The 26,243-nt window shown below is 36.9% G+C and carries 20 protein-coding genes; 2 read left to right on the top strand and 18 right to left on the bottom strand.

Features of this window, described 5'->3' with window-relative positions; all coding sequences use genetic code 11:
* Positions 1 to 7: 7 nt before the first annotated feature.
* The 6 genes from CHSO_RS25040 to CHSO_RS12595 all read right to left on the bottom strand — a co-directional run bounded on the left by CHSO_RS25040 (position 8) and on the right by CHSO_RS12595 (position 6,098).
* Positions 8 to 2,014, bottom strand: coding sequence for a polymorphic toxin-type HINT domain-containing protein (locus CHSO_RS25040; RefSeq protein WP_084220978.1), 2,007 nt, complete (start codon positions 2,012 to 2,014; stop codon positions 8 to 10).
* Between the two features lie 16 nt (positions 2,015 to 2,030).
* A complete protein-coding gene (locus CHSO_RS12610) occupies positions 2,031 to 4,076 on the bottom strand; it encodes a type VI secretion system Vgr family protein (protein WP_084220977.1) in 2,046 nt (681 codons plus the stop codon).
* On the bottom strand, positions 4,039 to 4,164 hold the full coding sequence (locus tag CHSO_RS26425; RefSeq protein WP_262483749.1) for a hypothetical protein: 126 nt from the start codon (positions 4,162 to 4,164) through the stop codon (positions 4,039 to 4,041). The genes CHSO_RS12610 and CHSO_RS26425 overlap by 38 nt, the downstream gene beginning before the upstream one ends.
* Positions 4,165 to 4,595: 431 nt before the next feature.
* Positions 4,596 to 5,087, bottom strand: coding sequence for a GNAT family N-acetyltransferase (locus CHSO_RS12605; protein WP_045502452.1), 492 nt, complete (start codon positions 5,085 to 5,087; stop codon positions 4,596 to 4,598).
* 40 nt (positions 5,088 to 5,127) lie between these two features.
* Positions 5,128 to 5,607, bottom strand: a complete 480-nt coding sequence (locus CHSO_RS12600; protein WP_045496402.1) for a MarR family winged helix-turn-helix transcriptional regulator — start codon at positions 5,605 to 5,607, stop codon at positions 5,128 to 5,130.
* Positions 5,608 to 5,609: 2 nt separating this feature from the next.
* Positions 5,610 to 6,098 carry a GNAT family N-acetyltransferase gene (locus CHSO_RS12595; RefSeq protein ID WP_045496399.1) on the bottom strand — a complete coding sequence of 163 codons (489 nt, stop codon included), beginning with the start codon at positions 6,096 to 6,098 and terminating at the stop codon, positions 5,610 to 5,612.
* A 207-nt stretch (positions 6,099 to 6,305) separates the two neighbouring features.
* Between CHSO_RS12595 and CHSO_RS12590 the strand changes: the two genes are divergently transcribed.
* Both CHSO_RS12590 and CHSO_RS12585 read left to right on the top strand, forming a co-directional pair.
* Positions 6,306 to 7,289 (top strand): BtrH N-terminal domain-containing protein, encoded by a 984-nt coding sequence (locus CHSO_RS12590; protein ID WP_045496397.1) that lies wholly within the window; start codon positions 6,306 to 6,308, stop codon positions 7,287 to 7,289.
* 283 nt (positions 7,290 to 7,572) lie between these two features.
* Positions 7,573 to 8,460 (top strand): C1 family peptidase, encoded by an 888-nt coding sequence (locus tag CHSO_RS12585; protein WP_052480584.1) that lies wholly within the window; start codon positions 7,573 to 7,575, stop codon positions 8,458 to 8,460.
* Positions 8,461 to 8,665: 205 nt separating this feature from the next.
* On the opposite strand, the gene CHSO_RS12580 is transcribed toward CHSO_RS12585, so the two are convergent.
* From CHSO_RS12580 to CHSO_RS12520, 12 genes are all read right to left on the bottom strand, one after another.
* Positions 8,666 to 10,081, bottom strand: coding sequence for an efflux transporter outer membrane subunit (locus tag CHSO_RS12580; protein ID WP_045496395.1), 1,416 nt, complete (start codon positions 10,079 to 10,081; stop codon positions 8,666 to 8,668).
* An 85-nt stretch (positions 10,082 to 10,166) separates the two neighbouring features.
* Positions 10,167 to 13,313 carry an efflux RND transporter permease subunit gene (locus CHSO_RS12575; RefSeq protein WP_045496394.1) on the bottom strand — a complete coding sequence of 1,049 codons (3,147 nt, stop codon included), beginning with the start codon at positions 13,311 to 13,313 and terminating at the stop codon, positions 10,167 to 10,169.
* Complete coding sequence (locus CHSO_RS12570; RefSeq protein ID WP_045496391.1) at positions 13,313 to 14,500, bottom strand: efflux RND transporter periplasmic adaptor subunit; 1,188 nt, start codon at positions 14,498 to 14,500, stop codon at positions 13,313 to 13,315. Before CHSO_RS12570 ends, CHSO_RS12575 begins: the two co-directional genes overlap by 1 nt.
* 1 nt (position 14,501) lies before the next feature.
* Positions 14,502 to 14,957, bottom strand: coding sequence for a transcriptional regulator (locus CHSO_RS12565; RefSeq protein ID WP_045496389.1), 456 nt, complete (start codon positions 14,955 to 14,957; stop codon positions 14,502 to 14,504).
* A 116-nt stretch (positions 14,958 to 15,073) separates the two neighbouring features.
* Positions 15,074 to 15,586, bottom strand: a complete 513-nt coding sequence (locus CHSO_RS12560; RefSeq protein ID WP_045502447.1) for a GNAT family N-acetyltransferase — start codon at positions 15,584 to 15,586, stop codon at positions 15,074 to 15,076.
* Positions 15,587 to 16,027: 441 nt separating this feature from the next.
* Positions 16,028 to 16,255 carry a DUF2007 domain-containing protein gene (locus tag CHSO_RS12555; protein ID WP_045496387.1) on the bottom strand — a complete coding sequence of 76 codons (228 nt, stop codon included), beginning with the start codon at positions 16,253 to 16,255 and terminating at the stop codon, positions 16,028 to 16,030.
* 61 nt (positions 16,256 to 16,316) lie between these two features.
* The gene (gene lat, locus CHSO_RS12550; RefSeq protein ID WP_045496385.1) at positions 16,317 to 17,642 is read right to left on the bottom strand and encodes an L-lysine 6-transaminase; all 1,326 of its coding nucleotides are present in this window, start codon (positions 17,640 to 17,642) and stop codon (positions 16,317 to 16,319) included.
* Between the two features lie 115 nt (positions 17,643 to 17,757).
* The gene (locus tag CHSO_RS12545; RefSeq protein WP_045496383.1) at positions 17,758 to 19,308 is read right to left on the bottom strand and encodes an aldehyde dehydrogenase family protein; all 1,551 of its coding nucleotides are present in this window, start codon (positions 19,306 to 19,308) and stop codon (positions 17,758 to 17,760) included.
* A gap of 465 nt (positions 19,309 to 19,773) precedes the next feature.
* A complete protein-coding gene (locus CHSO_RS12535) occupies positions 19,774 to 19,962 on the bottom strand; it encodes a hypothetical protein (protein ID WP_045502444.1) in 189 nt (62 codons plus the stop codon).
* Positions 19,963 to 20,043: 81 nt separating this feature from the next.
* Entirely contained in the window at positions 20,044 to 20,910 is an 867-nt protein-coding gene (locus tag CHSO_RS12530; protein ID WP_045496379.1) for an SPFH domain-containing protein, read from the bottom strand.
* 706 nt (positions 20,911 to 21,616) lie between these two features.
* A complete protein-coding gene (gene ccsA / locus CHSO_RS12525) occupies positions 21,617 to 24,892 on the bottom strand; it encodes a cytochrome c biogenesis protein CcsA (RefSeq protein ID WP_045496377.1) in 3,276 nt (1,091 codons plus the stop codon).
* 216 nt (positions 24,893 to 25,108) lie between these two features.
* Complete coding sequence (locus CHSO_RS12520) at positions 25,109 to 26,242, bottom strand: prolyl oligopeptidase family serine peptidase (protein WP_084220976.1); 1,134 nt, start codon at positions 26,240 to 26,242, stop codon at positions 25,109 to 25,111.
* Between the last annotated feature and the right edge of the window lies 1 nt (position 26,243).

The raw sequence follows: 26,243 nt of genomic DNA, 5'->3' as shown, positions 1-26,243 counted from the left end.
TTTTTAATTACGGACATTTAATAAACTTACTAAAATAATTAAATTTCCTTTTTGATACTGCATTTATTTTATTTCGTATTTCGGCGCCAGGTTTCAAAACTTTAGTGCCGTTTTGTAATATATGATACTGTTCCCTCGTTGCTGTTTGAAAAGCATTCCAGTTTCCTTTTTCCAATACTTTAATTCCATATCTTTTAGGGTCTAAACCTTTTTCAAGGAGATGTTGAGACAGTCTTTTGCCTTCTGTTTGTATACTTTTTCCAACATAAACAGTTTGTTTCGTTTTTTTATCAACAATACCGTAGATTTTTGTGGGTTTAGGGGTGAGATCATGAAAAACTGAATTTGGATAAGACTTTCCGTTATGCACCAGAATATCAAGTGAAGACACAAAATAATTATGTACTTCGTCAACTTCAAGATTATAGGTTTTGAAATTTCCAACAATTTTTTCGGTCTTTTCTACAATAATAGATTTTCCGGTGGCATCCATCAACAGATTTCCGCTTTCAATATCTTCTGCATTAATCCAGTCAGAATGCGTTACTGACCAGAACCTGTGGGCTGATGTACTTTCAATGATTTCATCTCCAATATACAGTCTGCAAAGACTTTCCGTATGATTTACATACACTCCGGTAACCTGTTTTAAGACTTCCGTATGTTTATCCTGATCAAAAGCTGTAACATAGTCTCCTACTGAAATTGTTTCAATAGCTGCATAACCATTATTTTCATCAATTTTCACTAAAGTTCCGGCAGGGAAACAATGTTTAAGTTTCGCGAGGTCATCCCAAGTTTTTGCAACAAGTTCAGCAGCTTCATCAGCCATTTTACTTAAGCATTTTCCACTGTTATGCACTAGAACCCCTGAATTCCCTACAAAATAATTATGCCAGTGGTCTACCTCAAAATTATAGACTTTCTGAGGGGTATAATTGAATTCTGTCTTTTGTATAATACCTTCTTGCTGGTCACGCAAAAGAATTTTATCTCCTTCTTTCAATTCTGAAGCATCCGTCCATTCACCATTGGTATAAAAAGGATGGGTAGCCGTTGTTTCAATAACTTCAGCTTCCGTATAAATACTAATCGTATGATCACTTTCATTGGTGATTAAATCAATCACCGGCTGAAGGGCTACGGTATCTGTATCTTCATCATAAGCCCAGACCATATCTCCAATGCGGATGTCTTCAATATTTTTAATTCCATGTTCAGTATGAACAGGTGTTCCAGCCGGAAAACAAGCAAAAACACAGGTTTTAAGAAGCTTTTTAGCGATATCGTCTACACTTTTCTTTAAGGCTTCTTTGCTCAGTTTTTTAAGTGCTGCTTTTCCCATCTGTTGCAATGCTTCTTTAGAGATGGCTTTTGCACCGGCTTTGATAGCGCCTTTCACTCCGGCTTTTGCACCCTGCATGGCTACCGTTCCGGTTCCAAAAGAAACCACTCCTACCGCAATGGAAGCTACATCCCAGATTAAAAATCCGGCATTCATGGCAGCTCCCCAGCCATCACCGGTCTGTATATCATTAATAAGATCACGGCCGCTCCCCCAAACGGGGATCATCCCTTCTACAAAGCCCGCTTCCCCTACACTGTCTCCATGTCCGCTGTCATCAAGTTCGCGTTGTGCCTGATCCTGCATATCTTTTACTTCCTGAGCAGCATCGTCCGGAAGAGGAACCTGTCCGCTCGTCATAAATTCTATCTTTCCACCCACAGGACATCGACAGGTACTTTTCCCTATCAAAGATCTGATTCCGTTAATTTTTACCTGCCAGGTATCCTGCCAGGTCATGGGAACGGTGGCTGGTGCACAAGGACCACCACTGACTTTGCATACCTTAAAGGATGGAATATTAATCAGAGGAGCAGCATCTTGATTGGTAGCCACAAGACAGCCATGGATCTTCACCTTTGTATTGAACGTAGGTTTAAAGAAATCCGGGGCAGCTCCCTGATCACACATCATCAGCGCATTGAGGGTTATGTATTCTAACTCATCCATGATTTCTGTTTTAGAATTACATAATATTGGTATCTCCGGAAGACATTACAGCGCTTGGCCCACCTTTAATTGTAAGTGGAGAATCTGTGCTAATATTCATCGCTCCTCCTTTACTTGAAAGTCCGAGTGCACCGGTAAGTGCAGTAATATCAATGATTCCTTTTCCTGCTGATGCCATAATTCCTGCTTCAGATATGGTAATAGAATTATCTCCTACCTTCAGAGTGATACTTGTTTTTCCATCAAGGGTAATATTTCCGCCGGCGTCCATTTTTAATAAGGATTGTGGTGGAGCATCTTTCTTACCCCCAACGTTGATTACATTGGTACTTCCTGCATTTACGGTATGATTGCTATTGGCGTTAGTGGTTGCATTTCCGGTTCCGTCAAAATTCATATTGGCACCACCCTGATCTTTAAGATTCATAGATCCGGCACCATTGTCATATTTCAATTCTGCACCGCTTCTGCCGCTGAAACTCATGATATTATTTCCTGTACCGCCACCAGCTCCAATTCCGCCATGATACATTCCGCCCATGACAAAAGGACGGTCCGGATGAAGGTGTACAAAGTTCACAATCACTTGATCTCCCACTTCGGGAATAGACATAAAGCCACGGTTCTTGCCTACTTTTTCGCTGCTGCCGGCATCTGGTGACATCACACGGATAAATTCCGTTGTATCCTGCCCACTCTGCCAATCAAGCTGGACCTGTACACGGCCTTGGTTTTCAGGATCTGTGTTGGAAATTACTTTCCCAAACTGAGGTTCTGCCACCGGAACAGTAAATTCCGGTCTTGGAATAAATCCGGTATCAGCAGCTATTGCCTGAAAAGATCCATCGTAATATCCACGGGCATCCACCTGGTGGGTTACCTCTATCAGCATAAGCTTGGTAAAATATCCGGTATCGTTAGTATCTGATTTACGCATTTCTATATCTGCAATACAGCCCGGATAAAGGAATGGTACAGTTGTATTTCCTGAAGTCACAAAAACTTCTGAAGCCTTGCTTCCCGCAGCACCTTTCTGTGAGGCATCAATATCCATAAAAGAAACAGCCTTAATGGGTGCAACGCGTAAAGACGGCGTCTGAAAAGTCTTTTCTGAGATTTCATAGGCACGCTTGGCGATATCTGAAGTATGGTTAATTTTTGAACTTCCGCCTTTAAATTTCTCATTTTTGCTGCTGTTGTATCCATAGAATGATGGATTAACATGCTGGGCTCTCATTTTAATTTTAACGTCCGTGAGATTACTTCCATAGGTCAGCATCACAGGTTTTTCCTGTGGAGGCAGCTGTCCGAAATGCAGTACTTCCCCGTCATAAAAGAATTGCTCCCCGTAAGCTTCTGCGATTCTTGCCAGATAATTATAATGAGTTTCTTCGTATTGACAACTGTAAGATACATTTCCCTGACGGGCGTCTACCCTGAAATCATATTTTCCTTGCCCCAGCCCTTCTTTAATGACTTCATTAGCAATACTGTTCAAACTCATGGGCTGTACTCCTCCAAAACTTTGAATATGAGGAGCTGCATCCAAAAGGATGGTTGGACTGAATCCTGATAATATAAGATTTCCCAGGCTTCCTTTTTCCTGACTGAATCCGACTTCTGTGATGACCCCCACAAAATTTCGTTCAGCCCCACCCTCTACATCTTTATACTTGAATACTACTGTAATCCTTTTCCCAAGAAAATTCTGTACTTCTTCAAGATTATGATTTTCTGCACTCCCCAAAGTATCATGCGCCAGAATGAGTTCAAACTCATGATGTTTGGTAGTGCTTTGGGTGAGGTTAAAGTGTTTGAAATATTTTATCGGCTTGCCTTCCACATGAATATCAAGTTTTACAACGCGATTGATTCCCGCAATGGCACTTTCCGGAATACTATCTGCATTAAATATTCTTGATGTAGGCTGCTTTGCCCATAGTTTTTCTTTAATAATGGATGGCTCATTCGGCAGCAAAGGCTGATTCAGGAATTGTTTGCCTGTATTCACCACATTCACTGCATTATTCACTTTGGAAGCAACTTTCTTTACTTCTTTCATTTTTTTTATTCTCCTGGATTTTGTTTCCAAGACCTGTCTTGTCTGAATCTATTTCCGGTTTGGGAAGATTATTCTGTTCCTGAAACATGATATCTGTTTTTGGTGTATGACTTCATTGGATATTCAACCTTTGCAGGTAAGACCCTTTCACTCTATTTACAATCTGTAGCCTGCACGGCCTCTAGAACAGGCTTACTTGACGATCGATCTGAGATGGGTTCGGTTGGAATTACTAAGAAATAATTCCACATTAAGTACCTGACAGTACTTTTTTAAAGGAGTGATTTTTAAAATTTTCCATAAGTTTTTTCGGTGATTTTGGTAATGCAATATATAACCTTAAATATTCACGTCAAAATGAATTACCTATTATTTGAAAAATTGTAGTAGAACTACGACAATGAATTTTTAAAAGTCTTTCTATTAAAGCTTTTTATGTCTTTACCAAACAAAACACCCATGTTACTTTCAGATAATCAGCAACATGGGTGTTAATTTATTTATAGTGTGATCTATTATTTATTTCACAGCTTTTTCATAGCAATTAAATATTCCTTTACGAAAACGGACTGTTCCAACCAGCTCATATCCTTTTTTAGTATACACAATATTAGCGGTATTATTCAAAGAAAAAGCATCAAAACGTATAGATTGATATTGGTTTTGAACCGCAAAATCTTCTGCATAGCGAATCATTTTGCTCGATATCCCTTTTCCTTGTGCTGTAGGCTTTACATACAAACGATGAATCACAATAAATGGTGTAGGAGTAGTCCAGTTCAGATCATTATATTCTTCATCACATAATTCATTAAGGGCCATATAAGCCAGTACTTTTCCTTGTTCTTCAAAAACAAACCCTTCTCCTTTTTCAATATCCTCTGTAAGAACCTTTATGTTAGGATATTCCTGATCCCATTGGTCAATTCCTTGATTCAACATGTCTGCTTTTACTTCTTCAAGTACCTGAGCGGCCTGAAAAACATCCTCATGAACTGCTTTTCTAATCATTGTCATTGTTTTATAGTTTTGTTTTATATTATACAAATGTCTATTTTGAATTTTTAAGCTGTAAAGCTCTTTGGTATGAAGACTGATTGGCAATCTTCTCTTCTGCTTCATTAATAGCTGCCAACAGGTTATTCTTATTATCAGAAATATCTCCTAATACCTTCGCCATGAGTTCCCATACCGGTTTCATTTTCTCAATAAGCTCTTTTCCTTTAAGGGTGAGCTTAAATAATCTTTTACGTTCATCTTGTTTGTCTTTTTCCCACTGTATCAATTCCAATTTTTCAAGCTCTTTGAGTAAGGTTATTGTGGAGGGATGAGTATACCCTATTTCATTGGCAATTTCTACTACACTTGCTCCTTCTTTTTTGTAGATCGTAAAGATTACCGGGAACCATTTCAGCTCAAAGTCAATTCCAAAAGATTTATAGATAAGAGCACCGTCTTTTCTCAGCTGTTCACTGAGACGGTGAAGTCTTGTAGATAAGGCAAGAATTCCTGCTTCGTTAATAACATTCATGTTCAGTCAATATGTAAGTGATAAAAAATATCATCAGCACTCATTAATGGAAAACCTTCCGGAAGGGTTTCTTTTTCGATTTTTGTAAAATCATTCCTTTCATAAAAACGCTGGGCTGCTCTCAATACTGTTATAGTACCCAAATATAAGTCCTCAATACCATTTTCACGACAGAAAGCAATTAAAGTATCCAATAAGATTTGAGCAATATTCAGTTCTCTGCCTCTGAATTCTTTTTTCACGAACATTTTTCTAAGCGCTCCTCTCCTTTCTCCAAACTTCACTAACGCGATAGAGCCTACCAGCTCTCCATCTATAAAAGCTCCCCAAAAATTCCCACCACCTTCGTAATAAAAACTTTCTATCTGTTTCAGATCAGGCTGATCTTCTGCAGTAATAGGGATATTAAACTCTTTTTGCTGAATGGTTAAAATCAAATCAATAAGCTGTTCCGAATAAGCATTTCCTATAGGCTGAATTTGTAATTTCATAGTGTTTTCATTTTAAAGTATAAAACTACGTAGTTAAATACATACATGCAAATTATATTTTTCAAAAAATTTTAAACACTGTTTTTAATCAGCAAATCAGCTGTTTATTTATCTAATTTTTAATCAAAAAATATAAATAAGACTTTTATTATATTGTGATATTTAAGTAATTTTCGACATCAATAAGCTAATAACCTGATCACTGAAATGAAAATAGAAAACTTAAAACCATTTAACGGACAGCATTGCGAAACCACAGCAACAGGAACTCTATTACTCCAACTAGGAATTGAACTTTCCGAGCCCATGCTTTTCGGGTTGGGTGAAGGCCTTGGCTTTATCTATTGGAATATGAAAACTATGGATTTCCCATTCATTGGCGGGCGGGTAAAACCTGATATCCTTACTCAAAATATAGTCAGAAACCTAAATTTGGAATTAATGGTTAAAGAAACTTCTTCTCCCCAAAAAGCCTGGACTTCTGTAAAAGAACTTCTTGATAAAGGACAAGCTGTTGGATTAAAGATGGATTGCTACCATCTGGAATATTTTTCAAACCCATTTCATTTTGCAGGCCATTATACTGCTATTTATGGGTATGATGATCAAAATGCTTTTCTCATAGATACAAGACAGCAAGGCGGCCAGGTACAAACGTCTTTAGAAAGCCTGGCTTTGGCCAGGGCTGAAAAAGGGCCTATGGCATCTAAAAATCTTTATTATACCATAAAGAAAACAAACCAAAAATTCAATCTGAAAAAGGCAATACTAACAGCAATCAGAAATAATACTAATGAATATCTAAATCCACCCATTACAAATATTTCTTACAAAGGGATTTTGAAAACAAGTACTGAAATTGTCAAATGGTTTCATACCAGTAAAGATATTGAAAGTGAATTTGGACTTTCAGCAATGATGATGGAAAAAGCAGGAACTGGAGGAGCCTTGTTTAGAAATCTGTATCGGGATTTTTTGAAAGAAAGCTATGAATTGCTTAATATTAATCAACTCCAAACAGGATATGAAGCATTTTCAGAAATTGCAGAAAACTGGACTGCCGTGTCTCAGTTATTTGAAAAAGTGAGCGAGACAAAGGATTTTAAATACGTCCAGGAAGCATCAGAAATTTTAAAAACAATATCGGATAAAGAAAAAAAGGCTATGAAAGTATTAGCAACACTCCACTGACAAGAGCAATCAAAAGATCTGAGATCACTTATAATAAGACTCTTTATAACTCTTTTTGCCTTTGAACTTAGCTCTTTATAATGTACAATAAATCCGTCATTTTGTAATTTTTATATTAAAATTCATAAAAAAATGAATAAAATTAATAACAACAAATAAAAACAGACTGTTTTGTATTAAAAATGCAATAAAAAAGTTAAAACAATGCCATATTCGTAAAATATATTTCTATTGTATGTGAATAATTTATATTTTTACATAACTAATTTAAAACAACATATTTATGAAAAATCTAAAACTATTCGCTATCGCATTCGGAATGCTATCTCTTTCTTCATGTAACAGAAATGAGGAGGAGCAAAATTCTCAACAGCCTAACCAGGAAAACCAAGCAAAGCATTCATTAGGAGCCGTACTGGTGGATGAGGGCACTTATAATTCGTATGCTAAAGCTGATATAGAAGCCTTAACATTGAAATTTAAAGGTAAATCAGCCAAAGCAGTAGCAGCTTCTATTCCATCAAGCTATATTATTCCAAACACACCTCAAATAGTAGATCAAGGACAGGAAGGTTCATGTGTTGCCTTTGCTACCGCTTATGCTGCTTCCAGTATTCTGGAATATAATTTTAAAGGGGTTACTAATCCAAGAAGCCCGGAATATGTATATAATCAAATAAAAATAAACGGCTGTCCTAATGGAACTTATGTATCCCTTGGATTAGATTTAATTAAAAACCAAGGGGTTTGCAGCTGGAATGAAATGCCATATACAGATGCAGAGTGCTCTACACAGCCAAATGCTACTCAAAAAAGTGCTGCAAGTACACATAAATTTACAACTTGGGCCACTGTGGACAAAACAGACATCAATAATGTAAAGACACTCTTAAGTATGAATTTACCCATAGTCATTGCAATTACGGTAGATGGGAGTTTTGATAGTTTAAGCTCTGCAAACAAGTGGATATGGAAAAGTCATTCCGGGACTGTAAGAGGAGGGCATGCCATTTGTGTGGTGGGTTATGACGATACTAAACAAGCCTTTAAGGTACAAAATTCATGGGGTAAAACATGGGGCGACAATGGATTTTTCTGGATAGACTATGCATTCTTTGCAAAGACTACAAAGGGTGCTATTAATGAATCTTATGTAGCATATGTTCAATAAAAAGGGAATGATAAAAAATTAAAATTGTGGCTGGAATAAATTCCGGCCATTTTTTTGTCTTTTAAATCCGAACACATCACTTTTTTTAGATTCATATATAGCTATTGAATTTTCCACTAAATTCTCTATTATAACTTTGGGTCTTTGTAAATAAAAAACGTGTGCCATTCCTGACACACGTTTTATAATTTGTACAAAATACCGTTTATTTCCAGCCTCCGCCCAAAGCCTGATACAACTCAACGGCAGCCTTCATTTTGTTATATCTTGCATTAGAAATATTCAGTTCCGCATTCAATGAATTAACACTGGCATTCAGAACTTCAAGATAGTTGGCCATCCCATAATTTACCAATTCCTGAGAATATTCTACAGAATTTTTGTAGGCATTCAGTTCTTTTTCCTTTAGCTGAATAAATGAATCCTGAACAGAGAACACTCTGATGGCATCAGAAACTTCTTTTCCGGCCGTAAGCACTGTCTTTCTGAAGTTCAGATAAGCCGTTTCCTGATTGGCAAGACTTACGTCATAGTTGGTTCTGATGGTTCTCTTGTTCAAAATAGGCTGAGCTAATCCCGCCACCACATTCGCAAACAATGAGTTTACATTGAACAGGTGATCGATATCTACAGACTGAAGTCCTCCGGTTCCTGTAAGCTTTAATGTTGGATAAAACTGAGCTTTTGCAGCATTAGTCAACTCAAATGCATTCATTAAGCTGTATTCTGCTCTCATTACATCCGGACGGTTAGCCAGTAACTGAGCAGGATATCCTAGTTTCAAGTCGATAGGAAGACTCTGTCCTTCCAGAGTAGATCTTTCAATCGTATGAGAAGGCTCGCCCATTAAAAGACTCATGGTATTTTCAAGCAATTGAATCTGAGTATCAATGTCAATCAATAAAGATTTTGCATTGAAAACCAGGGCTTCACTCTGTTGTACAGCAACCTCTGTAAGGGTTCCGGAGGCCTTTAATGCTTTTGTTGTTTCCAGATTCTTCTCACGAATTGCAATTGTTTCTGTAATAATCTTTTTCTGAGCATCAAAAGTCAATAATTGATAATAAGCAGAGGCAATAGAGGCAACAAGTCCGCTTTTTACAGCCTTATGAGCAGCAACAGTACCTAAATATGTTGCTAATTGCGCTTTTTCCTGCGCTTTCATTTTCCCCCATAGGTCTGCTTCCCAACCCAAACTGGCTGTTATGTCGAACTGATTGACATAACGTCTTTCTCCAATGATCTGCCCAAACTGAGTATTAAGAGACTGTGTCTGGAAAGTATAATTGGGGCCTACCGAAAGTGTTGGCGCATAGGCAGCCTTACTTTGCTTCAGATAAGCTTCTGCAGAATTAATGCTTTGCAACGCAATTCGGATGTCCAGATTGTTATCTAATGCCTTTGAAATATGTCCCTGAAGTACCGGATCTGTAAAGATTTCCTTCCAAGAGATATTGGCAACACTAGCACTGTCTGAAGGAAGCATATCTGTACGGAAAAGCTTTTCATCAACAACGTTCTTCGGCCTTTCGTATTCCTTTCTGGCCATACAGGACGTGATGGCTCCCAGCATAATCGCTGAGAAAGTTATTCCTTTTATGATGTTTATTAAACTCTTCATTGTTTAAAATTAGAAGTTAGAAATCAGAGGTTAGAAACTGAACATTAAATTTCTAAGTTCAGTTTCCAGCTTCTCTAATTAATTTTTACTCGGCTAAATTGATGTCTTCTTTCTTAAGAGGTTTGATCTTTTCCTGTATGGTTTCAAAAATTACATACAATACCGGAATTACGAATAATCCTAAGATGGTTCCTATCAACAATCCTATTGCTGCACCAGTTGCAATGGATCTGTTACCTACAGCGCCAATTCCGCTTGCTAGCACCAACGGCAATAAACCGAAGATAAAGGCGAATGATGTCATTAAAATAGGTCTCACCCTCGCTTTAGCAGCATTGATTGCAGACATTACAATCGTTTCACCATGATGCCTTCTCTGAACAGCAAATTCTACGATAAGGATGGCGTTTTTCGCCAATAGTCCCACCAGCATGATCAGGGCAATCTGGAAATAAATATTATTCTCCAATCCCATAATCTTCTGTCCGAAGTAAGCTCCCATTACCCCAAGAGGAAGAGAAATAATAACGATCAGTGGAAGGATATAACTTTCATACTGTGCAGAAAGGATAAAGTAAACGAAGATCAAACTTAGTCCGAAAATCAGAAGTGTTTGAGATCCTGAATTTAATTCTTCTCTGGTCAGACCTGTAAATTCTACCGCATAGTTTTGATTCAGAGTTTCATCAGCCACCTGCTGTACTGCAGCAATCGCATCCCCGGAGCTGTATCCGTCGGAGTTTGCTCCTGTTACCTTCACTGAAGTAAACAGGTTATAACGGCTTACAGATTGTGGCCCGTAGGCTTTTGTCAATGTTACAAACTGTGAAATCGGAGACATGATACCTGATCCTGTTCTTACATAGAGCTGGTTCAGATTTTCAATATTCTTTCTGTTCTCAGGAAGAGCCTGAACCATAACCCTGAACTGCTTTCCATACTTGGTAAAGTCAGCAGTATAAATACCACCAATATACCCCTGCATAGTCGCTAAAATATCATTTACAGAAACCCCAAGCTGTTTAGCTAACGGAACATTAATCTCCATCTGATACTGAGGATATTTGGTATTGAATGATGTTTGGGCAAATTGAATTTCTGGTCTCTGCATCAGCTTACCGATGAATTCATTGGTTTTATTATCCAAATCAGCATAGTCGCCACCAGATTTATCCAGCAATACCATTTCAAAACCTGCACTGTTACCAAATCCTGGTACACTTGGCGGTTGAAAGAATACAACTTTAGCATCAGGAACAGATCCTACTATTCCAAATAGTTTCTTCGTAATGTCTTCAGACGTTTGTCCACCTGCTTTTCTTTCTTCAAATGGCTTCAGTTTAACAAAGGCAAGACCGTTGTTACTACCGTTTCCGGATAAGAAACCTCTACCTGTAGAAATAGTAACATTTTGCACTCCCGGAACTTTCATAGCTTTAGCCTGAAGAGTTTTCAAAGCATTGTAGGTTCTTTCCATAGAGGCTCCCGGAGGAAGCTGAACATCTGTAAAGATAATTCCTCTATCTTCTGTAGGTACAAACCCTTTCTTCATACTGCTGCTTGCCCAGAATAAAATAGCTCCTGTAACCGCAAAAATAATCAGCGTTACCCATTTATGTCTTAAAAGGAAAACAAATCCTCTTCCGTAACGTTCAGTAGTTGTTTTAAAAGCAATATTGAACTTATAGAAAAATTTCTGTAACAAGTTTAGGTTCTGATACTCTTCATGATGCTCTGCGTGAGGTTTTAAGAATAATGAACATAAAACCGGACTCAACGTTAATGCATTAATTGCAGAAATGATGATGGCAATGATCAGTGTAATACCAAACTGTTGATAGAATACACCTGTAGGACCGGTAATGAAGGTTACCGGGATAAATACAGCTGCCATTACCAAAGTAATAGAAATAATAGCCCCCGTAATTTCATCCATTGCTTCTACAGTAGCTTTTTTCGCATCTGAAATACCATGCTCCATCTTCGCATGGACAGCCTCGACGACCACAATGGCATCATCCACTACAATACCAATGGCAAGTACCAATGCAAATAAGGTTAAGAGGTTCAATGAATATCCGAAGAGATTCAGGAAAAAGAACGCTCCTACAATAGATACCGGTACCGCAATGGCTGGAATCAGAGTAGATCTGAAATCCTGAAGGAAAATATATACTACAATAAATACCAGAATAAAGGCTTCAATCAGGGTATGTACTACCTTTTCAATAGAAGCCTCCAGGAATTCGTTGGTATCAAAGTTAAAAGTATACTTGATTCCCTGTGGAAAAGTTCCCTCTGCAGATTTCAGATAAGTTTTGATATTTTTAATAATCTCCTGTGCGTTGGATCCCGGAGTCTGGAAGATCCCCATACTGATGGAAGGATTGTTTCCGTTTTCCCCGATACCTGTGTAAGACTGGCCTGCCAGTTCTACTTTGGCAACATCTTTCAGCATCAGGTTTTGTCCGTTAGCAAGAGCTTTAATGATGATATTATCGTACTGTTCTTTATCGTTAAATTTACCTACATATTTGATAATGTATTCAAAAGAACTTCCACTGTTTTGTCCTATGGAACCTGCTGCAGCTTCTCTACTCTGCTCGTTGATCGCATTGGTAACATCTGTAGGAGTTACTCCATAGGCAGCCATTTTTGCAGGATCCAGCCAGATTCTCATCGAGTAGTTTTTACCTCCGAAAACGTTGGCATCCCCTACACCATTTACTCTTTTTAAGTTGGGAATAATATTAATATTCAAAAAGTTCTGAAGATATACGTCATCAAGATCTTTATTTTCAGAGTAGAAAGACATATACATCAGGGCACTGGTCTGCTGCTTCTGGGTTACCACCCCTGAACGTGTTACTTCAGACGGCAGAAGCGGTGTTGCTCTGGCCACACGGTTCTGTACGTTTACTGCCGCAATATCCGGGTCTATTCCTTGTTTGAAGAAAACCTGGATCTGGGCGGAACCATCGTTCCCGGCACTGGAAGTAATATAATCCATTCCTTCTACCCCATTGATCTGTTCTTCCAAAGGTACTACTACACTTTTCATCACCGTTTCAGCATTGGCTCCCGTATAGTTGGCGGAAACACTCACTGTAGGCGGTGCAATATCCGGATACTGTGTAACCGGTAACGAGATCAGCCCTAGCACACCGAGAATCACAATCAAAATTGAAATTACGGTAGATAAAACCGGTCTGTTAATAAAGTTTTTTATCATTAGAATTTCGGTTTTATAGATTGAACAAGACTATCCATTTTGATTGGTTTCGGCTTCACGGCTGTTCCCGGCTTCAGACCTCCGATTCCGGCTGCAATAACTTTTTCACCTTTATTAACTCCTGATTTGATAAGGGCTAAATTGTCAATTCTATCAATAACATTTACGACAACATTTCTGGCAGTATCTCCTTTTTCTACTTTGTATACGTAAACAATACCTTGTTGTTCGTAAGTAGCACTTTCCGGAACTACCAATACATTGTCATACTGCTGAGGGAATCTGATGGTTCCACTGTTACCATTGCTTAACAATTTTTGAGCATTGGGGAATGCAACTCTGAACTGAATGGTTCCTGTTGTTGGATCAATCTGACCTGTGATAGCTTCAATTCTTCCTTTTTCAGGATAAAGGCTTCCGTTGGCTAACTGAAGCTCTACCATGGGTAAGTTTTTGATTTTTTCAGGCATAGAAGCACCGGGAGCTTTTTCAAGGAAATTGAAATATTCTTTTTCATTCATTGCAAAGTAGGCAAAGATCTCAGAAGTATCAGAAATCGTTGTTAACGGTGTCTGATCAGAGGGTCCTACCAAACTTCCTACCTTTAACGGTAGTCTTCCAATCACCCCTGAAATAGGAGCGCGAATGATGGAATACTCGATATTCGCTTCTACTCCTTTATAATTGGCTTCAGCTTGTCTTTTTGCAGCATGAGCCTGAGCCAACTGTGCCTGTGCCTGTGCCAATTGAGCCTGAGCTGACTGTAGCTGTACGTTACTGATAATATTTTTCTGAACCAGTGGTTTTAGTTTGTTCACTTCTACCTGTGCAGCGTTTACAGAGGCCTGTGCAGCAGCAATATTAGATTCAGCTGCTCCGATTCCAGCTTTGGAAGCGGCAGCATTTTCGGTAAGGATATTGGTTTCCAGACGGAACAAAGGCTGTCCTTTGGTAACATATTGTCCTTCATCTACCAGTAACTGGGTAATATATCCCTGTATTTTAGCACGTACATCATTGTTTACTCTACCCTGAATGGTAGCCGGAAACGTCTGATAACCTACTATATTTTTTGACTCCACAGAAACAACAGGATACGGCTTGGCACCATCCTGTTTTGGAGCTTCTTTTTTGCAGGCTGTGAGAGAAAGCGCTGCAATCGAAAGTATAACTAGCTTATTATTCATTTTATAGTTTATTAAGAGATTCCTGAATATTTTCTATATTTTTATTTAAGAGTGCTTTGTAAACTTCTATTCTTTCGTTGTATCCATCGTCTTTACTTTTTTTAAAATTGTTTAAATCATCTAATAGTTTTAATTCGTCCCGCATTTTCTGGACAATTTTTTCAAATCGAATTTTCTTGTACTCATCATTGATGAAAAAATACCGTTTCCGTTCATCCATCTTGTTATGATCTACGATAAGCTGTGCATTCAATAGTAGTGAAATACTTGTGGAAACAGAACTTTTGCTCGCAGAGAGCACTTCAACAAACTCGTCAAAAGTAATTCCTACTTTCTCATAATCGAAAAGAAGGTAGGAATAGATTTTTGAGGCTAAAGGGGGTAGGTTGAAAATGGTGCCGTAGAACTTTACGGCATCCTGAAAAATCTTTTCATCAATTTCTATACTTTGGTGCATAATATAAAAATTTGAACAAATGTAAAAATTAGTTCAGAACCAAACGAACAAAGCTGATAGAGATTATAAATACTAGGCGTTTTAAAAATTCAATGAAAGTTGATTTAACTTTTTGCTTAAATTATAATCTTCTCAAAAGCTTTCCTTAATCCGTCTGCCAAAACAACTTCTCCACAATAAGAATAACCTTTACTTTCAAGAATTTTAAGCATTGCAATATTATCGTAGTTTGTATCTACCTTAACACTCTGAATTCCATTAGCTCTGGTAAAATCTTCAATATGATCGAAAAGCTTTTTAGTCATTCCCTGTCCTGCAAACTTTTCATCAATAGCCACACGATGTACTACTACAAATTCTCCGTTGCTTAGCCATGCCCCTTCAATTTTACTGTATGCAGGTTCATCGTTAAGGATCAAAGCTGCATAAACCGCAATTTCTCCATCTACTGTAAGTACATATCCAAAACCTTTTGCAATATCGCTTTCTACTGTATCAAGATTGGGATAGCCATTCTGCCATTGTGTACTTCCGTCCTGTCTTCTTCTTTCAATGGATTGCTGGATGATTTTCCAAATAATGTCTCTGTCTTCAATTTCCGATTTTCTTAGTTTGATTTCTGGATTCATGTTGTTGATTTTGATAAAAAAAAACATAAAGTTTAAAGATTAAAAATGAGAACTATTCCCCGTTTGATCCTCTAAATTAAAGTCCGATTTTTATTAACGCAAGGGTTTATTTATATGGCTTAAAATTTTGAGGGACAAAGATTGCGACTTTGTCGTTGAATAAGCGAACGGCTATGCACTCGCTTAATGAGAATCAATTTCATTGATTCCTCCTTTGCCTCCTTAAAAACATAACATAAGGTTACTAAAACTTTGCGTCAAATTTAAATCTGCCCCATACAAACTTCTGGTTCTGATCATAGAACAATAGTTCTTCAAGTCATCTTTTAAACATTTATTTTTTTAATAATTTAACGATTGATTTAATTAAAAAACCGAAAACTAATTAGAAATTAATTTTCGGTTCGAAGTAGTAAAATTTAAAATTATGAAATTGTTTTATTAATTTTCATTTTGTTGAAGATAAGCATCAATAATTTCGAAAGCTTTCTTCTCATCATGCAGATCCACCATAACCTTTAGCGATGTTGCAGTAGGTGTTGTGGTAAATGTAAGATAGTTGTTTTCAACAGTGTTTGTAATTTGTGCGTCATCCAATTTAGACTTAACCAACTGAATTTCTGAAGGGTTATCACTTTCATAAACTGACACTCTCGTACTTCTTTCCATATTCTAATTGTTTGAGTATTTAAATGTACAATGTTTTTTTGAAAATTACAAATCTTTGTTTTTAAATTTTATTAATATTATTTTCAATTTTATCTAATGCTAATTGAATTTCTTCTTTGGTAACATTCAGATGTGGTCTGAAACGTAAAGACTGATCTCCACATGGAAGAATGATTAATCCATCATTGAATAATTCAGTCATCATCTTATTTCTGTCTGCTCCGGATGGAAGATCAATGGCACACATTAGTCCTCTTCCTCTTGCATTGGAAATTTTTGAAGGATACTTCTCTGCTAATGCTTTTAAGCTTTCCAATAAGAAATCTCCTACCACTCTTGCATTTTCTACAAGGTTTTCTTTTTCGATTACTTCCATTACCAATTGGAAACGAAGCATATCGATAAAGTTTCCTCCGAATGTAGAGTTGATTCTTGAGCTTTCTCTGAAAACGTTATTCGGAACTTCATCAAATTTTTCTTTGTTGGCTAATACTCCACAAACCTGAGCTTTTTTCCCGAAAGAAATGATATCCGGCTTAGCTGTAAAGTGTTGGAATGCCCACATTTTACCTGTAATGGCAATACCCGTCTGCACTTCGTCAAAAATGAGTAAGATTTCATTGTCATCACAGATTTTTCTTAATCCTAGTAAGAACTCATCTCTGAAGTGGTTGTCACCACCTTCTGCCTGAATAGGTTCAATGATGATACAAGCTACTTTATCAGGATTCATCAGAATGGCTTCTTCAATTTGAACTAAAGCTAATTGCTCATTCTTGATTGTTTCTGCCAAATTCTCCTCTGTAATCGGGAATGATAATTTTGGATTTAAGATTCTTGGCCACTTAAACATTGGGAAATATTGGTACTTCCTGGGATCTGAAGTGTTTGTTAAGCTTAGAGTATAACCACTTCTACCGTGGAAAGCCTGTTTGAAGTGGATACAGATTCCTGCTTCAGTATCAAGACCTTTTTCAAAGTTTTTGCGTGTTTTCCAGTCGAAGCAAGCTTTCATAGCATTTTCAACGCCTAAACTTCCTCCTTCAATAAAAAAAGCATACTGTAATTCTTCAGGAATAACTACTCTTTCGAACACTTCTAAAAAGTGAGCATATTCTTCTGAGTAAACGTCTGCCAATGTTGGTTTGTTGACAGCCATTCTTCCCAACCATTCTGATCTCTCTACAAGATACGGGTGGTTGTACCCGATGGAAGCTGATGCAAACATAGAGAACATATCCAGGTATTCTCTGTCTGTAAGTTTATCATAAAGCCATGATCCGTGAGATTTTTCAATATCCATCACGAAATCGAAACCGTCTGCCAAAACGTGTTTCCCAACTGTTTCTTTAACTTTATTTGCTTGTATATCTAATGTGTGTTCCATAATAAATTGTTGTGTGATTTAATAAGTGAATGATTAAACAATCAAAAGACTGAACATTTAATCATTCAGGTTATTAAGTTTTTTATAGTTTTTTGGATTGCTTTAAGCAAAGCTTTTATAAATCAAATTTAATTCCTTGTGCTAAAGGAAGTTGTGCGGTGTAATTTATAGTATTGGTTTGTCTTCTCATATAATACTTCCAGGCATCTGATCCTGACTCTCTTCCACCTCCGGTTTCTTTTTCGCCTCCGAAAGCTCCTCCGATTTCTGCACCAGAAGTACCAATATTGACATTCGCAATACCACAATCTGAACCTGCATGAGAAAGGAATAATTCTGCTTCTCTAAGGTTTTGAGTCATGATTGCAGAAGAAAGTCCCTGTGGAACATCATTCTGAATAGCGATGGCTTCTTCTAATGTTTTATATTTGATTAAGTATAAAATAGGGGCAAATGTTTCATGCTGAACAATCTCGTAAGAGTTTTTCACTTCAGCAACGCAAGGTTTCACATAGCATCCGGATTCGTAATCTTTTCCAGATAAAACACCACCTTCAACAACGAATTTTCCACCTTCTTTTTTACACTTTTTGATAGATTCCTGATATTGGTTTACCGCATCAACGTCAATAAGTGGTCCTACATGGTTGGTTTCGTCCAATGGATTTCCGATCTTCAATTGACCATAAGCTTTCACCAATCTTGTTTTTACTTCATCATACACGTCTTCGTGGATAATCAGCCTTCTTGTAGAAGTACATCTTTGTCCTGCAGTTCCTACCGCTCCGAAAACAGCTCCAATAATAGACATATTAAGATCTGCTTCTTTGGTAATGATGATAGCATTGTTACCTCCTAATTCAAGGATTGATTTCCCGAATCTTTCTGCTACTTTAGAAGAAACCATTCTTCCTACTCTTGTAGAACCTGTGAAAGATACCAAAGCTACTCTCTTATCATCAACTAGTTTCTGTCCAATTTCATGGTCTGCAACCAATACACTTGAAATTCCTTCTGAAAGATTGTTCTCTTTCAGAACCTCATTCATAATATTCTGGCAGGCAATGGCACAAAGCGGAGTTTTTTCTGATGGCTTCCAGATGGTAACATTACCACAAATCCATGCTAACGCGGTGTTCCAAGACCATACTGCTACCGGGAAGTTAAATGCAGTGATGATTCCCACTACCCCAAGCGGATGATATTGTTCATACATTCTGTGGCCAGGCCTTTCTGAGTGCATTGTGTATCCCTGAAGCTGTCTGGAAAGTCCTACTGCAAAATCACAGATATCAATCATTTCCTGTACTTCTCCAAGTCCTTCCTGCAAAGATTTACCCATTTCATAAGAAACCAGTTTTCCAAGATCGTCTTTATATTCTCTTAACTTTAAACCAAGCTGTCTTACGATTTCCCCTCTCTTAGGAGCCGGGATTAACCTGAATTCCTGAAATGCTTTTTGAGCTGTTTCAATAACTTTGTCATAATCACTTTCTCCGGAAGTCTTTACTTTTGCAATTAATTTTCCATCTGCAGGAGATACACTTTCTATCGTCTTTCCTGAAGCGAAATATTTACCGCCCACTGAAGTCCCTTTATTTTCTTCTTTAATACCAAGGTTTTTGAGTGTTTTTTCGATTCCGAAATCCTTTACTTTTTTTGACATAAAATCTTACTTTTCGTTCTCTCTAAAGATAAAAATATTATGCGAACCTCAAAACTTTAATTTTTTAATATGTTATTTATTTGGACTAATTATAAACATGCTTATCTTTGTACAGTAATCTTTTTGACAATCACCAATGGAAAATTCACAAGAAAATAACTCAAAGTTTAAAAAGTGGTTCAAGCGTGTGGGATGGGCAGGGTTTGCTTTCTTTACCATTAAAGGCTTGATTTGGCTCGTTATATTCTATTTTGGAGCAGACACTCTTCAAAGTTGTATAAAATAAAAAAGCAGAGAAAAAATTCTCTGCTTTCTTTTTAACATTATGGTTAATTAAATGTTTTTTTGATAAATAAAACTAAAAAAAATACAAAAACATTCATTTTTCAAAGTTCAATATCCTCCATTTTACTCTCTAACAATAGCCTTTTACAAGCTTCTCCTTTCTCCACTTTTGCTAACCAACTACTCTTTTTTCTTTCTTCCCGAACTGACAAGGCTTTGGTGCAGGAGATACTCTATCTGGCCATTCACACTTCTGAATTCATCATTGGCCCATTTTTCGAGGAGTTTATAGGTAGACTCATCTATCCTCAAGACAAAGGATTTTTTGCCTTTGTTTTCCGAAGTGTTCTGAGTTTTTTCTGATTTCATTATTCTTGTTTTTGATGCAAGATGCATGGTTATATTCCTGATTTATAATTTCAATAAATCCGGAATGCCTGATTGTTATGACTAGTTATACAGTGTTCCTGCATTCAACACTGGTGTTGCCGCTTTTTCACCACAAAGAACTACCATCAAGTTACTTACCATTGCGGCTTTTCTTTCATCATCAAGTTCAACGATATTTCCCTCAGAAAGTTTTTTCAGGGCAAGGTCTACCATTCCAACCGCTCCTTCTACTATTTTTGTTCTCGCTGCTACAATAGCAGTAGCCTGTTGTCTCTGAAGCATCGCTCCGGCAATTTCTGATGCGTACGCTAAATGTGAAATTCTGGCTTCCTGAATTACAATTCCGGCCTTTGAAAGACGATCTGTAAGTTCCTGTTCCAAAATAGAATTGATTTTATCCCCACCTTCTCTCAATGTAATAGGAGCATGATCATCTTCCAGATTATCATAAGGAAAACTCATGGCCAAATGACGTACTGCTGCTTCACTCTGCATTCTAACAAAGTCTGAATAACGTTCTACATCAAAAGCAGCTTTGTAAGTATCTCCTACTTTCCATACCATTACTACTGCAATTTCGATAGGATTCCCCATTTTATCATTTACCTTCAAAGTTTGTCCTTGCAAGTTTTCTGAACGCAATGACATTTTCTGAGATGAATATAATGGATTGATAAAGAATAATCCGTTATCTTTTACTGTTCCTACATACTTTCCGAAGAAGTTCAATACTCTTGAATGATTAGGCTGAATAATCATTAACCCTTTTAAGAAAAAGCAAGCAAGCAGAAAGCACAACATTGAAATAATAACGTATGTAATACTTTGATCTACCCCACTAATAAAAAAGTAAGCCGCAACAACAAAGAGTGCCAGACAGATCACTAATGTAATGTAACCCGACATAGGTTTTAATGTTTTTTCCATGATTGAATTTTTATTTTGATATTATTTTGATATCATAAAGTTAGCAGTAAATTTTGAATTGTGACTGATAAATTTTGTTTTTTTGACGAGAGCGGAATTCAGAATTCATGGAACAAGGTCTGTGATTGTAATTTTTCACAGTAATTATGAGCCGAGATCAAAAGATATAAACGCTATGTTCGCTAAGAATTTATGAATTACAATAAAAAAGATCGCAGAGGCGTTCCACCCAGCTAAGAGATATATCTTTGCTGAACGAAGTACTGCTGCGAAAGGAAAATGAAAAAGCCAGTATAATTAGCCTTGCTAACATAGCGTTAAATATAAATTTAACACTCCGAATTTTTTTTCAATTATATGATTGTAATGTTCAGAAAACAAAAATCAGACTTTGCTGAACAATAGGATTTATAAAACCACAGATGATACAGATTTTCACAGATGTTTGCTCTTTAATATTATTCAGAATCATTCTTCTTTTTTAAAATTATAATGCTTTTTCTATGCATAATCATCTGTGAAAATCTGTGAAAATCCGTGGTTAAAAATGTTTGATTTTTAGTTATTGATGTGCTGTTTAGCTTTAGTAAATTATAGCAATTCTCAATATGAATCTCAGAGAAAAGGAAATGTCTCATCTTTTTATTGAGGCACAAAAAAAATCCCGGAAGTGAATTCCGGGATTTTAAATTATATGTTTAAAAGATTATTTCTTTGTTAAAGCTTTAAACTTGAAATAAGATACAGCTGATAGGGTAATCATTGTAGCGATTCCGATGTATACCCAAGCTGGTACTGGTACCGGATCTCCTGCTGCATAAGAGTGAAGTCCGCTCAGGTAGTAATTCACCCCAAAATAGGTCATTACCATTGAACAGAAAGCAAACATTGTTGCAACGTGGAAAGCCCATCTGCTTCTTAATCCTGGAACTAATCTCATGTGTAAAACAAAAGCATAAACCATAATGGAAATGAAAGCCCATGTTTCTTTCGGGTCCCAGCTCCAGTATCTACCCCAAGATTCGTTGGCCCAGATCCCTCCAAGGAAGTTTCCTACTGTTAGGGCAAAAAGGCCTACGGTTAATGACATTTCAGAAACAATTACCAGTTCTTTCAATGTTGTATCGTGGTGAATTTTATAAGTGTCTTTGTTTGAGATAATATAGAATACTAAAGATAGTACAGCAATAATCATCGACAGGGCAAAGAAACCATAACTTGATGTAATAATCGCTACGTGAACAATCAACCAGTAAGATTTCAATACCGGAACAAGCGGTGTAATCTGTGGATCAAGTGCTGAACCTCCGTGCGCAAATCCCATCATGATAACTGCCACCATAAATCCTGATGCAGGAATCAAAGCATTTGAATTTCTATACAATGCAAAACCTGCAGAAATACCAACCCATGAGATGAAGATAATCGCTTCGTATCCATTACTCCAAGGTGCGTGTCCTGAAATATACCATCTTGCTACAAGACCCAGGAAGTGGCATATATATCCTATAGATCCAATACCGATGATTATTTTAATCGCTTTATTTAAACCTTTATTAGGTTTGAATAACTCAACAAAACCTAAAATCAAAAGAAGTCCTCCAATAATCGTATAGAAAATCAATAATTTGAAGTTGATATTCACGTTGTTCATAAATACTTCAAGATCTACTTTAGATTGGTCTGGAATTACTGCTTTCCCCCATTTCTTCTGATAGTCTGAAAGTTTTACCAGTTCAGCATCTGCTTGGCTCCAGTCTCCTGATTTTTGCGCCCCAATAACTGTTGAAAAATAAGGGCCCATTACCTGCTGAGATTCCATGTCCGGTTCGAATTTCTGATCCAACCATGAATGCCAAGTGTGGTTGGCATCATTTTTCACAGGAACGATTCTTAGGAACTGACCACTGAAAAACTCATTGAAGATCTGAACTCTTTCATTTAGCTTAATAACCTGCTTGTCATATTCTGACTGATCTGCCGGTTTTTTGGCGAAAGCTGCGTTGTAGTCTCTTTCCAGAATATAAGTTAGCATTCCTGTTTTCTTATCTACTGGGAATAGATTCAGTAAAGAAGTGTAACCTTCTTCATTGGCTTTTGTTTTTTCAAGAAGTGCTTTACCTCCTTTTTCATCAACCTTGATCAGAGGAACTGATGTCCAGCTTTCTGTATCTGTATTGATAGAAAGGAACCATTGGTTAGCATCCAGAGATTTTCCGTCTGTTCCTTTGAAGCTGTCATGCTTGTAAAGTTTTCTTAAAACCTCTAAAGCCTGTGTATTCATTGGAATAATTCGTCCTTCGAAGTTCTGAACCAAAAGGTAACCAAATTTCTCTGCGTGTTCTTTGCTGATTTTGTTTCTTGAAATAATTTCATCTGCAGAAATAGTTCTCATTTTCCCCATTGGAGAAGCTAATGAATTCTGTCTTATTTCACTGTCTTGATCTGATTTAGCTTCAGGAGCCGGTGCTGCGTGGGCATGCCCGTCACCTTCTACATGTACATGTTCTCTACTTCCGTCAGTAGTTCCATGGGTTTCAATTTTTTGAGCGTTAAGTCCTAAGCTTAAGAACAATAGAAGAACAACGGCTGCTTTCTTTTTATTAGCGTCTTTCAGCATTTTATTTAATTTCCAGAAGTGTGTTCCTTTCCAGAAGAAGATCACAAACATTCCTAAGAATAAAAGACCATATCCGATATAAGAAATTAGAGTTCCCCAATAATCGTGGTTTACAGACAATACCGTACCCATTCTGTCCGGATCAAAGCTTGACTGGAAGAAACGATATCCTTTATAGTTTAGAACGTGGTTCATATAGATTTTATAAGGGTTTTCTTTTCCTTCATCAACAATTTTTACGTGACTTTCATAAGCACTTGGAGAGTTACTTCCAGGATACGTTTCCATCACAAAATCATCTAATTTCAAGGCGAAAGGTGTGTTGTAAACCTTAGGTCCGAATCCAACCATGATGTTCAATCCATCCATAGTAACCTGCTTATAGGCATTTGGATTTCCTCTTTCAACAGAAAGATCAACCAATTGCTTTGTTTTTGGACCTTGAAGTTCAATCTGAAGCATATCCGGCACATTAGCATCTTTCTTTCTATCCCCTTCAATAGCCATCAGTTTTCCTTTTTTAAGACCTTCAGGAACTACTAATTTTAACTCATTGATGGTATATAAACTTCTCAATGCTAAAGGTTGGAATTCATCTTTTACAGTACTTCCGGTAGCCTGAGTTGCCATGGTCATGAAACTTGCATCTACTGGAGTTTTAATGAATAATTTACCCCCTTCGTTTTTGAATTCTACAGCACCATCAATGGCTCTATTGAAAGTTACCAAAGTTCCGTTGATTGATTTGGTATCTCCAGCTTTGATGTAAATGTTTTGTCTTCCTGTTGTTCCTGTTGAAACCAGGTGAAGATACTCAGTTCCGTTAGGTTCAGCCAATAAGCTGTCTTTTTTTCTTTGAATATATTCTTTTGCAAAGATCTTTACTTCTTTTCCGTGGAAATCATAAGTGGCGTTAAGATCTTTGTGTAGTGGAGACATCAAATAAGGAATATCCTGATAGTTAAGGACATCTCCTTTTTCCTCGATCTGGATTTTAAGGAAGTTTTTATCCGTTACAATTTCGTTGGATGTTTCCCCTTCTCTGATGTGCATCTGTCCCTCAAAACTGATGTATCTTGTGATGGCACCACCAATAAAGATGAAGATAAAGGCAAGGTGAAAAACTAAAACCGGCCATTTCTCTTTTTTCCACAGTCTGTATCTTCCGATATTTCCTATGAAGTTAATAATAAGCAGCACCATAATGAGTTCAAACCATTTGGCCTCATAAATTAATGCTTTTGCTGTAGGAGTTCCGTAGTCGTTTTCTAAGAACGTTGCATAGGCCATAGCGAATGCATAAACCAGTAACAATACAGCCATTGTCCTGGTTGAGATAATAATATCCTGGAGCTTCTTCATGTTTATATGTACTTGACATGCAAAAATAAGGATGATAAACCATAAAGAGCTGAAAAAAAGCTGTTTTTTGTCATTTTGATCCCCGTTTTCGTTATTTTGAATCGTTCTTAATAAGATTGGAGTTATTATGAAAAAATCAATTTTTAACACAGAAGAGATACGGATTAATAATACCTATAGCAACGATTGAAGACTTCTATTTCAGACTATTGCTTTTCATCTCAAAACTTCAGAAAAGAAGTTTGTTAAAAGCTCATTACTGATTTCAGGTTTATAAATAAATTCGTGTGAGCCCTTTTCTATAGTCTGAAAGATCCACCCTTTTGCCTTAGATTTATTTTGATTATAAATTTTCAGCACATCACCATAACCAAATACATAATCATCTTTTGCACTGATGGTATAGAGTGGATGATCTTTCGTAATATTTTCAAACGGAATAGCTCCAATATTTAATACAGGATTTGGAGCAAAAGCATAAAATGCTTTGAACGGAGTTTCTTTCTGAGATGCAAACCAAAATGTTGCAGTTCCGCCGTTGGAAATCCCCCCCAAATAGATTTTATTTTGATCTACGTTATATTTTTTCTCAACATCATTCAGGATTGTAAAAATATTTTCAAAAGCTTTTTGTTGATTCATCCACCCAAAATCTTTTTTAGCAAAAGGATAGACAATAATAGCATTAAAACGATCACCAACAGAAAAAATAGGTTCTTTTTTTACATCCGGATTCTGATAATAAAAATCATTAAGAGAATTTACACCTCCATGAAGAAAGAAAATAACTTTCACTGGCTTTGAAGATTTGTACCCTTTTGGAACGAAAACTATATAAGGAGCTTTAAAGCCCTCGGGTTCTGTAAAATACAAAGCAAATCCGAATGGCGCTTGATTAAAAGGAATGCTTCCCGTGATTTGGTTTTTAATAATCTCCTGATTCCACTCTTCTGTTTTCTGTTTCCTCCGTTTTTCTATTTGAGTCACCTTATTATCCAAGTCTGTTAAAAGCTGTTTAAACTCTATATTCTGACTAAGGTTTTTAAATCGTTCATTGGTTTGTAGGAAAGTTACTTCTTCTCTGTTTTTTCCAAGTCCGAGTTTAGCTCCTTTCTTAAGCCATTCAATGGCTATTTTCATATCATTACAGTTGGCGGCAGCAGAGGCAGCACTTACATAATCATAAATACCAATCTCAGATTGCAGGTTAAAAGCATCTTTAAAATTTGAAAGGGCAGTACAATATTCTTTTGCCTGTAAACTGACAGCAGCTTCTTTCATCAAATCTTCGTAAGACTGTGAAAATGCATTTGAGAAGTATAGCAGGCATGATAATAATATGGCTTTCATG

The sequence above is a fragment of the Chryseobacterium sp. StRB126 genome, from assembly GCF_000829375.1.
In the GTDB taxonomy this organism is placed as follows: Bacteria; Bacteroidota; Bacteroidia; order Flavobacteriales; family Weeksellaceae; genus Chryseobacterium.
This window is presented reverse-complemented; position numbering and strand designations above follow the sequence as displayed.